Raw genomic sequence first — 11,712 nt, 5'->3', positions numbered from 1 at the left:
CTCCTTTATTTAGTGAGGGCTTCGGGCTTAAAGTAATGCTTGCGACAAACCGAGGTGTAGCTTTCATTGCCGCCAATCTGAATTTGATTCCCTTGATAAACAGGACGACCATTTTCTGTCCGTAAAACCATGGTCGCTTTCTTGCTACAAAATTGACAGATGGTTTTAATCTCATCAATCTTATCTGCAAATAAGAGCAAGTATTTAGAGCCTGCAAACAGTTCGTTTTGGAAATCATTCTTCAAGCCAAAGGCCATGACCGGCACATCTAACTCATCGACAACTCGGGCCAGCTGATAAACATGGTGCTTTTTCAAAAATTGACTTTCATCAATCAAGACACAATAAGGTTTCGGGTCTAAGCCTTCCACATAATCATAGATATTGGTGTCATCAGAAATCGGCAGAGCCTCACGCCGCATGCCAATCCGGCTGGAAACCACCCCAAAATCATCTCGCGTGTCCAAGGCACTGGTCATAATAACCACCGGTTTGCCTTGTTCCTCATAATTATAGGCCACTTTTAAAATTTCAATGGTTTTACCTGAATTCATGGTTCCATACTTATAATATAGCTGTGCCATCTTCATCTCTATTCTAAAACAGTTTCCTTATTATTCTATCATAATTTGATCAATTTCGCACTGGAAACCTTAGAAAAATTGTCAGGTATCAGGCTTTATGATAGACTAAAAACATGAGTATTTCACGTGATAGCCTACAACTCATGGGAACCCGCATTGACCTAATGATTGATAGCCAAGACAGTCAAAAACTCCTAGCAATTGTCAGCAAACAACTGGAAGATTACGAAAAACGTTTTAGTGCCAATAGTCAAATATCCGAGTTGGCCCAGCTTCATGCCAAGGCAGGACTGGCACCCTATCAAATCAGTCCCGATCTCTTTTCTCTGATTGCCTTAGGAAAAGAGCATAGTCTTGTCCCTAAGAGTCAACTCAATATTGCTCTAGGCCCTGTCATCCAAAGCTGGCGAATTGGCTTTGCCGATGCTAGACTACCAACCAAGCAGACCATTCAGAAAAAATTAGCCCTCTGTCATCCCCAAGATATTTTACTCAATACCGACCAGTCTAGTGTTTTTTTGCGAAAACAAGGCATGAAACTAGACCTTGGTGGCCTAGCCAAAGGCTACATTTCGGATCAAATCGTGACTTTCCTCAAAACACAAGGTGTGAACTCAGCCATGATTAACCTGGGGGGGAATGTCCTGGTCTATGGTAAAAATCCACAAAGCCCAAGTGGACTTTGGTCAGTTGGCATTCAAAATCCCCAAGCCAGTAAACGCGGCCAATATCTCCTGACCCTACCGGTAAAAAATCTCTCTGTCGTGACCTCTGGTAGTTATGAACGTCGCTTGATCCACCAAGGCCAGAGCTACCATCATATTTTAGATCCAAGGACAGGCTATCCCGTTCGTAGTTCCTTGGTCAGCCTGACCCTTATTTCTCCCTCCTCCCTCCAAGCAGACCTTTGGGCTAGCCGTTTATTTGGTCTTGATAAGGACTTGATTTTAACCCAAATCAACCAGCAAAAGCAGCTGGAAGGCATTCTCATTGATCACAACAATCAAATCACCTTCTCCAAGGGTCTCCACTCCTATGTCAAAAATCTGTCATTTTAATCACTAAAAAACGACACTATCCTCAAAAGATAATATCGTTTTTAATAGTTTACTCAGCTTGAACTAACCTAATTTCGAAATCTAAATACTCTTCTGCCATCTGCAGTTCAAATTGATAATGCTCCACTTTTTTTGTTCCCCCATCATATAGTACAAAAACATTCCAAAGAAGAAAAAATAAACAAAGGGATCCATAAAGATAGGCACAATCAATAACCACAAAAATACTCTGAGAGGGCCTACAAAAGGATCATAGTTCCATAACCATACGAGACAAACGATAATATTTAGCAAGAATAGAGAAACCCAAACACCCAGCCAGATATAAGCTTTTTTGAGTTCCCTTTCTGCCCGTCTCAAATCTTGAGCCAACAACTCCAGTCTTCCCATACTTCTCACCTCGCTTCGTTACCCTTATTATACTACTCGGGATAGAAAAAGCAAGCGATTGCGCAGATTATCCAATATCTCGGAATGACACAATAAAATACCCTAATAACACCCAAAGTAATCACAAAAATGTACATAACATTATCCGTTCCAACAAGTTGGGGATAGCCTATAGATGCTCTTAACGAACTTCCTACTAAAATTGCTATCGCACCGTCAATACAATGATAGTCACTTGATTTTTATCATGTTGCAATTTTGACAAGTTTAGTGCAACACTTTCTTGAAAAATTATTTCGCTATTTCTTGAATAATCATCTAAGTTTCCTAAATGGTCAATCATTAGGAATAGTGGTCATTTTCTTTTTTATTCTGAGATTTTTATATGTAATAATTCCTAGAATCATAGAAAAAATTCCGATAACCAAAGGAGTATTTAAATTGCTTTCTCCTGTTTTTGGTAGTAGCGTGTTTTTAGTAATTGCTTGCGGAAGAGTCTCTGAAGATGTAGTCTGTGAAACAGTTTTCAAATTTTTAAAAGAAGATTTTTTTGGCTCCTCCTGTTTTGTAGTATCAATTACATTGTTTGCAAGATAATTACTTGTTAATCTAGTAGTCTCAATATTGACATTTTGTTGTTTAGTTACACTATCTGCTTTTGAGCTTTCAAGTAATGTTACTTTTTTCTCAGTAATCATATCACTAACCTCAGTCTGATTTTGATTGTTTAGGTGATTAGCTAATTCGCTAGATATATCTTCAACAGATGTTCTAATATCATCGCTTTTTGATTCTTCTACTGGTTGTTCTGGTAATTTACCTAAGTAAAGATAGTCATAAAGTTGTTGGGCTGTGATTCCACCACCAACCCAGCCTGAAACAGGTTGTCCATTTTTCAAATAAAGAACTGAAGGGGTTCCTGGAATACCAATTGTTTTAAATAAAAATTCTTTGGCATCATCGTCAAAATCGTCTCCATCAGTATCATAATATTCTAACTTATTATCAATAAGTTGATTAAATACCTTCAACTCTGGTGAAAACTGACGACAATAATAGCACGTTCCACGACCAAAATAGAGAGTATGTTCCATTCCGTCGGCTGTAAAACCTTGACGAACATCCATGATATCAACTTTTTTGAATTCGGAAACATTGGCATTATACTCTTCAGTTGTCACTTCTACAGTATTCTCAGTAGTTATCATACTATCCGACTGATAAGATGACGTTTCCTCAGATGTTTGATCTGACGAAATTGATGAAGGTGGTGTGTCCAAAATATCTGCTTCAGGACTCTCTGCTTGAACAATACTAGTCCCAAAAGTCACTAACACAACTGAACTAAATAATAATGATTTGAATAATTTTTTACTCATTATAGATCTCCTTTATCGTTTGATAACTTTATTATAAATTTTTAATCGTAAAAAATTTGTATAAATCCTGAACAGTCATTTAACTTTCCTAAATGGTAAAAATTACTCTTTCATCAGCTAAATGTTCAAATTTTATTTTAATTTCTTATCTCTTTTCGAGAAGAAAAATTAATGTTCTGAACTCATTTAGTAATCAAAAAAACAGAGAGTCATGAATGACATGGCTCTCTGTTTGACTATTCTAATCTAAGAACTAAATTAGTTTAACTTAGCTATTGTTTATTAAAAAGCAAGAAAAATAATAATACTGCAAATGATATTATACCAACTATAGTTAACAGTAGTGGCAAAAAACTTAGATTCCTAGTAAAATTTTAAATTAATGTCAAAATAAATCTAAAAGATAATACTGAACCAACTATCTTTTTTATATTAAGATTATCATTCATCATACTATTAATTAAAAACACGTTTTTGCAGTTCCTGCAATTGCTTCTGTATTCATAATAAATACCACCTTGTTAAAGCCAGACATCTCTACTAGCAAGTTAGTATAGAAGACACCAAATAAACTCTAAATAGTATGACATCAGCTCTATTTTTTATTATTTTTATTGCTTAAATAGTGTTTCTTTTCTTCTTTCAGAGCTTTCCTACTAAGAAAATAAAATATTAAACTAACACATAAAGCTATTATAAAAATATTCATCCTACTACCCAATCCAACAAGTACCATAATAACCTGCCGCTCCACCTATGGCTCCAAGAGGACCTCCTGTAAAGAAACCAACTGTTGCAGAGCTAATCCCTCCTGCTAAGACAGCTTTTCCTCCGTCAATTCTATTACATCCACCCCCTTCTATATTAGCAAGATGTTCAATATTCAAAACTTCAAATTGTGCCATTGCTTTTGTATTCATAGTGAATACCTCCTTAGATATTAGTTTTATCGTGTTGCAACCTTGACAAGTTTAGTATAGCACTTTTTATAATTTTTTTACTCCAAATCCTGAAATGTCGTTTTTTACTCATGAATTGTCATTTTTTAGCTTTTTCCAACCATTCAGGAAGAATGAACTACCACTCAAGATACTACAAACACTCCTATTAGGATTAATAGACACACAGCAAAAAAGACAACTTCAAATAAGAAGTTTGTCTTCGATTTATTGCTCTATCTAATTTTCACTTCGTTATTTTCTAAAATATGAAATTAAAAAAAGTAAAAAAAAGAATAACAGCGAGATTGATAAAATAATATAATCTTTCAAGTCTTTAGTTATATTTGGGAAAATAATTGCAGATAGAAGAAATATCATTATTATAAAAGCTGAAAAATTTAATTTTTTCACTTCAACAATCTCACTTACACAAAGCAACTGCGGCTCCAGCTCCAGCCATTGCACCTCCAAATACACCTAACGGACCAGAGACAGCTACTCCTGCTATAAATCCACCGCCTGCTGCTGCCATAACACCCCAGACACAATTATTTTTAGAATTCCCGGCAGAAATATGTATTAGTTGTGATTCTTCTAAGTTGTAATACATTTTAAAAATCTTCCTTTCTTTTATTATGATAATTACTAACGACAGCCAATAATTGCTCCCGCTGCAGCTCCAACTGCTGTACCTATACCACCAGCTAAGGGGCCCCCAACTAAGCCTCTACTACCTCCCCAAACTGCACCTCCAACAATCGCTGCAATACATTTATTTGAAACACCTCCTTCAACAGTCGCAAGGTGTTCTGTATCCAAAAGTTCAAATTGTGAGATTGTCTTTGTATTCATAACGAATACCTCCTTAGATTTTATTTTTGTCATGTTGCAAGATTAATAAGTTCAATATAGTTATATCAACTAAAAATCCATATAAGTAGATCAATAATTCTTTCGGCAGTTATTAAGATAAGCATAATTTTAGCAATTTCAATACAAAGTTTATTTCTTCGAATGTAACCAATGCACAAAAAAACGAGTGATACAAATAGCCAGATTAAATCTTTAACCATAGATTATCGCTTTTCCACCACCTACAATACAAGCGACTCCTGCACTTATCGGTCCAGAAAAAGCACCTGCAATAATAGCTCCACCGATACAATTTCCTACAACAGAACCCCAATTAATTTTACCGCCGTATACATCTGTCAATTCACTCTCAGATAATATTTGAAAATCTACACATGGTTTCATAGTCTTACTCCTTCTCTATTTAAATTTATTACCAATCATTCCACCCATACAGACAAAACCACCTGCTATAGCTCCAACATGCGCTCCAACAAATGCACCTGGAATTGCTCCAACTCCTCCAGCTGCTGTCCCCCATGTCCCTGACCAGCTCCTGCTAACATAGAAGCACCCATATCCCTGATACAATTATTACTTGAATACCCCCCTTCAACAATCGCAAAGTGTTCTATGTCCAAAAGTTCAAATTGTGAGATTGTCTTTGTATTCATTGTGAATACCTCCTTAGATATTATTTTTGTCATGTTGCAACTTTGACAAGTCTAGTATAGCGCTTTCTTAAAAAATAATTCTTCCATTTCCTGAACGGTCATTGAAACGCCCTAAACTGTAAAATTTAGTCATTTACGACTATAAAATAACCATTCAGGAGTTTCAGAAAAAACAAACCTCCTATTTGAAGTTTGTCTGCTATTTATTACTCAACCTAGTTTTAAAAGTTAACCAACCAACCTAACAAATCACTAAATATCGGTTGTAATAATAGGAGCAGGACAAATATATAATCATGTTTATATTTTTTAACAGTCTAGGGTCCAGAATAGAAATAAGTGATGATTATAACAAGTAGTAAAATAGATATCAACACAAGCATCCGAATATGTGACGACATCATGAGCCGATTATTCCTCCCCAGGTAAGCTTTCCTCCCTGAATTGTTTCTAAAGTAAAAGTATCTAATTCTTTGAACATATATTGGCAATTTTTCATTTTTATCCTAAAATCAGACGAACTGTACAATAAAGACTACCTGCTATAGCTCCAATTCCTATGCTTTGCAATTCACAGAAACAATAATTTCACTAAATCTTATTTCTTATACGATGATAAAAATTTTAAAACATATATCAGGTAAGAAAGCCAAATAAATAGTCCTTTTCTATAAATAAGGAATAGTAAGATAAAAGCACTAACTATAAATATATCACTAGTATCTTTATCACATTCTTTCACAGCTTTATAAATAGAGTATATTTGAATAAAAACAATGATTACAAAAAATACTAATTCCATTCTTGACATCATCCTTTAGCAGTATAAGCTAGGTATCCACAAACTGTAGCTCCACCCAGTCCTCCTACTACCGCTCCCCAACCTCCAAATTTGCTTCCATACTTTATCCCTGTCGCTGCACATCCATAGCTGCAACAACAGCTGCTCCCGCAGCATTCCCACCAGTAATGCTTTCAAGCTCAATAACTGTTAAATCTTTATATTTTGACATATGACAATCCTCCGATACTAAAATCCACCAGTAACCTTCGTTACACCTGCCCACAAGCCAACACCAAATTTAGCACCGATATAGCCACAGGCTGGCACCAAAGGAGCTCCTACTCCACTTGCAGTACAAATAGCAGCTCCTACACCTTCTAATACATTATATTGCCAATTATTTTTTCCTCCTTCAACAGTCTCAAGGTGTTCAATATCCAAAACTTCAAATTTTTCCATCGCTTTTGTATTCATAAAGAATACCTCCTTAAATTATTTTTGTCATGTTGCAACTTTGACAAGTTTAATATAGCACTTTCTTAAAAAATACTTGCTCTATATCTTAAACAGTAACTATTTAATACAAAAAATAATCATTCAGGAAAATATTTTTAATTTAAATAGATTTTCTAAATTACCATTTAAGACTAAGAAATAAGAAAATTTTTAACAATAAAGAAGACAAACCTCAAAAAGAAGTTTGCCTTCAGATAAATTATATCATTCTAAGAATAATTCTTCTTATGCTAACATATGTCAATAGAAAAAATATTACAAATCCCACAGTATTGAAAAACAAAAGAATGAAATTTAAACCTCTAAAAAAGTTAAATACCGATACCATTAAAAAAAACATAGATATTACAAGAGATACTATTCTTTGTTTAGTCATAAAATCATTCCCTACTTTTATTTAATAAAGACAAGGCTCTTTTTTAACAGAATGTAGCCACTCCTGTAGCTGCTCCGCCCCAGAAACCAGCCGTAGCTCCTGATACTGTACCAACAATCGGTAATGTAACAGTTCCCACAGCTCCACCAGCAACTCCACCAGTTAGTGCTCCACCAACTACTCCAAGGCCACACTTAACCCAACCACCACCTTCAACAGCGGCAAGTTGTTCAGTCTCCAAAACTTCAAATTTTCCCATCGCTTTTGTATTCATAACGAATACCTCCTTAAATTATTTTTGTCATGTTGCAACTTTGACAAGTTTAGTATAGCACCTTTTTAAAAAATAATTCTTTCATTTCCTGAATAGTCATTTAACTTTCCTAAATGGTAAAATTTAACCATTTACGACTATAAAATGGCCATTCAGGAAACATTTTTGATTTTAACTGATTACTAACTTTACCATTTAGGACGTTTCGATGACCATTTAGGATTCAAAAAGTCACTTTCTTTAATTTCATGTCATAATGAATCTATCAATAGTAATAGAAAGGACTCCTACCAATGGTATCCTATAAACGCACCTTTGTTCCACAAATTGATACGAGAGACTGTGGGGTTGCAGCTCTTGCTTCTATCGCTAAATATTATGGTTCTGACTACTCTCTTGCTCATTTAAGGGAATTGGCAAAGACAAACAAAGAGGGAACAACCGCTCTAGGCATTGTCAAAGCAGCTAAAAAAATGGGATTTGAAACGAGAGCCATCCAAGCTGATATGACCCTATTTGAGATGGACGATGTTCCCTACCCATTTATTGCTCATGTCAATAAGGAGGGAAAACTGCAGCACTATTATGTCGTCTATCAAACAAAAAAGGATTACTTGATTATCGGAGACCCTGATCCAACTGTTAAGATAAGTAAAATGAGCACAGAACGATTCAGCTCTGAATGGACTGGTGTCGCAATATTTCTCGCTCCAGAACCAAGCTATAAACCACACAAAGACAAAAAGAACGGATTGTTTAGCTTTCTTCCTCTGATATTTAAGCAAAGTTCTCTAATTTTCTCTATTGTTTTAGCCAGCCTTTTAGTAACACTCATTAATATTGGTGGTTCTTACTATCTTCAAGGTATTCTAGACGAATATATCCCCAATCAGATGAAATCAACATTAGGTGTTGTTTCAATTGGTCTTATCATCACCTACATTCTCCAACAGATGATGAGTTTCTCACGAGACTATCTCCTAACTGTTCTAAGTCAGCGATTAAGTATTGATGTTATTTTATCCTATATTCGCCATGTTTTTGAATTACCCATGTCTTTTTTTGCCACCAGACGGACTGGAGAAATTATTTCCCGATTTACTGATGCCAATTCTATTATTGATGCTTTAGCATCCACCATTTTATCGTTATTTTTGGATTTGTCTATTCTTATCATTGTTGGTGGTATGTTATTAGTTCAAAATCCCCAGCTCTTTCTTATCTCGCTAGTTGCTGTTCCTATCTATCTGATTATTATTTTTATCTTTATGAAACCTTTTGAAAAAATGAATAATGATGTGATGCAAAGCAATGCCATGGTCAGCTCTGCCATTATCGAAGATATTAATGGTATTGAAACGATAAAATCTTTGACAAGTGAAGAAAATCGTTATCAAAAAATTGATAGTGAATTTGTAGACTATTTGGATAAATCCTTTAGACTCAGCAAATATTCTATCCTTCAAGGAACACTCAAACAGGGAGCTCAACTCATTCTCAACATAATTATTCTTTGGTTTGGTTCACAATTGGTTATGAACGGTAACATTTCTATTGGTCAGCTAATTACCTTTAACACATTACTATCCTACTTTACAACTCCTCTAGAAAGTATCATCAATCTCCAAACCAAACTTCAGTCAGCCAAGGTTGCCAATAATCGTCTCAACGAAGTTTATCTAGTGGAATCCGAATTTAATGATAAACAAACACTAACCGACACACAATTTTTGTATGGTGATATCCAATTTGAAGATATCTCCTACAAATACGGTTTTGGACGTGACACTTTGTCAGATATTAATCTAACCATCAAGCAGGGAGACAAAGTCAGCCTAGTAGGTATTAGTGGTTCTGGAAAAACTACCTTAGCTAAGATGATTGTTAATTTTTTTGAACCTTACAAAGGTCGAATCACAATTAATAAAAATGACCTAAGAATGATTAATAAAACCATCTTACGTCAATATGTCAACTATCTCCCTCAACAAGCCTATGTTTTTAACGGCTCTATTTTAGAAAATCTGACGTTGGGAGCGAATCAAATAATTAGTCAAGAAGATATTTTCAAAGCCTGTGAGATAGCAGAAATCCGTCAAGACATTGAACAAATGCCTATGGGGTATCAAACTGAACTATCTGATGGTGCAGGTTTATCGGGTGGTCAAAAACAACGAATTGCTCTTGCTCGGGCCTTACTCACGAAAGCCCCTGTTCTTATCCTTGATGAGGCTACCAGTGGACTGGATATTCTAACCGAGAAAAAAGTTATTGATAACCTTCTGGCCATGACTGATAAAACAATTATCTTTGTCGCCCATCGGCTAAGTATCTCGGAGCGAACCAATCAAGTTATTGTCCTTGACCAAGGTAAAATTATTGAAATGGGTTCCCATAAGGAATTGATGGATAAACAAGGCTTCTACCACCAGCTTTTTAGTAAATAAGGAGATTATTATGAATCCCAATCTGTTCAAAAGCGCTGAATTTTATCAACGACGTTACCATAACTTTGCTACACTCCTCATTCTTCCCTTAAGTTTACTACTAATCTTTCTAGTTTTATTTTCTTTTTTTGTAAAAAAAGAAGTCACTGTTATTTCAAGAGGAGAAATTACACCGACCAAAATCATTGCTTCAATACAGTCCACCAGTAATAACCCCATTACAACCAATAAATTGTCTCATAACCAATTAGTGAAAAAAGATGAACTACTCCTTCAATATTCAGAAATAATAGAGAGTTCGAAAAAACAAGCCTTAGACAATCAGCTAGACATGCTTAACAGACAAAAAACGGAACTTGAAACTCTCATAGCTAGTTTAGAACAGGGAACAAATCTATTTCTAGAAGAAGATGAATTTGGCTATTCCAATACCTTTAACAACTTTATTATGCAATCACAAGACCTAGAACTTGGTATTTCAAAAATCAATACCGAGGTCACTAATCAAGCCACCATTGCAAATAATACTGTTGCAGCTATTGATACTCAAATCAATAAACTCTCTCAACAATTGATGGAATACGATGAACTAAAACAGGCCATTACTAATCGAACACCTAATCTATCATCTGGAAATCCTCACCAAGCTACCCTAAATAACTATCTTGCTCAATCTCAGCATCAAGTAGACTCAACTCTTGTTGATCAATACCTTTCTCAAATCAATCAAAATATTTCAAACATTGAATCTTCTATTGCCAATCTTAATATTCAGAAGGCCGGTACAGGAAGTGTAGCTAGTTACGATAATAGTCTATCAACCAAGATTGAAGCTTTACGTTCTCAGTTTCTCCAAAACGCTAGCCAACAGGTAACAACCATTAACAATCAAATAATAGAAATTCAAGCACAACTAGAACAAGCTACCATTAGCCTACAAAATAATACTATTACCGCACCAGAAACAGGTATCATCCACCTAAATAGTGAGTTTTTAGGAAAAAATTTCATCCCGACTAGCAGTGAAATAGCACAAATCTATCCTAATATTAATGAAATTAAGGAAGTTCTTATAACTTATTATGTTAGCTCTGAATATATTTCATTACTTAAAGAACATCAAATATCACGCCTGAGTCTTGAAAAAATTGGTAATCAGAAAATTATGATTATTGGAACTATCCAATCTATTGATAAAACTGCCACTAAAACAGAACAAGCTAATCTGTTCAAAGTAACAGCACTAGTCAAACTTTCTAATAAAGAAAGTCATATCATCCAGTACGGACTACAAGGACGTGTGACAACTGTCATTGCTAAAAAAACTTACTTTAATTACTATAAAGATAAGATTTTATCCAACTATAATTGACCATTTAGGAAAGTTAAATGACTGTTCAGGATTTGCAAAGAAAAAATATTATATTTTGGCTATAA

The 11,712-nt window shown here is 34.9% G+C and carries 13 protein-coding genes and 1 pseudogene; 3 read left to right on the top strand and 11 right to left on the bottom strand.

The genetic code is table 11. The features are described from left to right. Positions 1 to 5 precede the first annotated feature (5 nt). Positions 6 to 584, bottom strand: coding sequence for a thymidine kinase (locus FRX57_RS00935; RefSeq protein ID WP_146565744.1), 579 nt, complete (start codon positions 582 to 584; stop codon positions 6 to 8). A 113-nt stretch (positions 585 to 697) separates the two neighbouring features. Between FRX57_RS00935 and FRX57_RS00930 the strand changes: the two genes are divergently transcribed. Further along, the gene (locus FRX57_RS00930) at positions 698 to 1,642 is read left to right on the top strand and encodes an FAD:protein FMN transferase (protein WP_146565742.1); all 945 of its coding nucleotides are present in this window, start codon (positions 698 to 700) and stop codon (positions 1,640 to 1,642) included. An 81-nt stretch (positions 1,643 to 1,723) separates the two neighbouring features. Here the strand turns inward: FRX57_RS00930 and FRX57_RS00925 are convergent, their stop codons facing one another. The 10 genes and pseudogenes from FRX57_RS00925 to FRX57_RS00875 all read right to left on the bottom strand — a co-directional run bounded on the left by FRX57_RS00925 (position 1,724) and on the right by FRX57_RS00875 (position 7,828). Further along, positions 1,724 to 2,032, bottom strand: a complete 309-nt coding sequence (locus FRX57_RS00925; protein WP_146565740.1) for a hypothetical protein — start codon at positions 2,030 to 2,032, stop codon at positions 1,724 to 1,726. A 335-nt stretch (positions 2,033 to 2,367) separates the two neighbouring features. Further along, positions 2,368 to 3,411, bottom strand: coding sequence for a DUF6568 family protein (locus FRX57_RS00920; RefSeq protein WP_146565738.1), 1,044 nt, complete (start codon positions 3,409 to 3,411; stop codon positions 2,368 to 2,370). Between the two features lie 713 nt (positions 3,412 to 4,124). Beyond that, positions 4,125 to 4,331, bottom strand: a complete 207-nt coding sequence (locus tag FRX57_RS00915; protein ID WP_146565736.1) for a Blp family class II bacteriocin — start codon at positions 4,329 to 4,331, stop codon at positions 4,125 to 4,127. Between the two features lie 442 nt (positions 4,332 to 4,773). Then, the gene (locus tag FRX57_RS00910; RefSeq protein WP_146565734.1) at positions 4,774 to 4,962 is read right to left on the bottom strand and encodes a hypothetical protein; all 189 of its coding nucleotides are present in this window, start codon (positions 4,960 to 4,962) and stop codon (positions 4,774 to 4,776) included. A 35-nt stretch (positions 4,963 to 4,997) separates the two neighbouring features. Beyond that, positions 4,998 to 5,204: a Blp family class II bacteriocin gene (locus tag FRX57_RS00905; protein WP_146565732.1), complete on the bottom strand. Its 207-nt coding sequence runs from the start codon at positions 5,202 to 5,204 to the stop codon at positions 4,998 to 5,000. Between the two features lie 213 nt (positions 5,205 to 5,417). Next, a complete protein-coding gene (locus FRX57_RS00900; RefSeq protein WP_146565730.1) occupies positions 5,418 to 5,609 on the bottom strand; it encodes a class IIb bacteriocin, lactobin A/cerein 7B family in 192 nt (63 codons plus the stop codon). A gap of 65 nt (positions 5,610 to 5,674) precedes the next feature. Continuing rightward, positions 5,675 to 5,878: a Blp family class II bacteriocin gene (locus FRX57_RS00895; RefSeq protein WP_425472605.1), complete on the bottom strand. Its 204-nt coding sequence runs from the start codon at positions 5,876 to 5,878 to the stop codon at positions 5,675 to 5,677. An 810-nt stretch (positions 5,879 to 6,688) separates the two neighbouring features. Then, a pseudogene (locus FRX57_RS00885) lies at positions 6,689 to 6,891 on the bottom strand (bacteriocin BlpN). A 17-nt stretch (positions 6,892 to 6,908) separates the two neighbouring features. Next, positions 6,909 to 7,136, bottom strand: a complete 228-nt coding sequence (locus tag FRX57_RS00880) for a Blp family class II bacteriocin (protein ID WP_146565726.1) — start codon at positions 7,134 to 7,136, stop codon at positions 6,909 to 6,911. 461 nt (positions 7,137 to 7,597) lie between these two features. Beyond that, positions 7,598 to 7,828, bottom strand: a complete 231-nt coding sequence (locus FRX57_RS00875) for a Blp family class II bacteriocin (protein ID WP_146565724.1) — start codon at positions 7,826 to 7,828, stop codon at positions 7,598 to 7,600. A gap of 293 nt (positions 7,829 to 8,121) precedes the next feature. Here FRX57_RS00875 and FRX57_RS00870 point away from each other — a divergent pair, with 293 nt between their 5' ends. Then, positions 8,122 to 10,275, top strand: coding sequence for a peptide cleavage/export ABC transporter (locus FRX57_RS00870; protein WP_146565722.1), 2,154 nt, complete (start codon positions 8,122 to 8,124; stop codon positions 10,273 to 10,275). Positions 10,276 to 10,285: 10 nt separating this feature from the next. Next, complete coding sequence (locus tag FRX57_RS00865) at positions 10,286 to 11,647, top strand: bacteriocin secretion accessory protein (protein ID WP_146565720.1); 1,362 nt, start codon at positions 10,286 to 10,288, stop codon at positions 11,645 to 11,647. The last annotated feature ends 65 nt before the right edge of the window (positions 11,648 to 11,712 follow it).

It is taken from the genome of Streptococcus cuniculipharyngis (assembly GCF_007859195.1).
In the GTDB taxonomy this organism is placed as follows: Bacteria; Bacillota; Bacilli; order Lactobacillales; family Streptococcaceae; genus Streptococcus; species Streptococcus cuniculipharyngis.
Note: the sequence above shows the minus strand (reverse complement) of the source record. Positions and strands in the feature narration are given on the sequence as shown.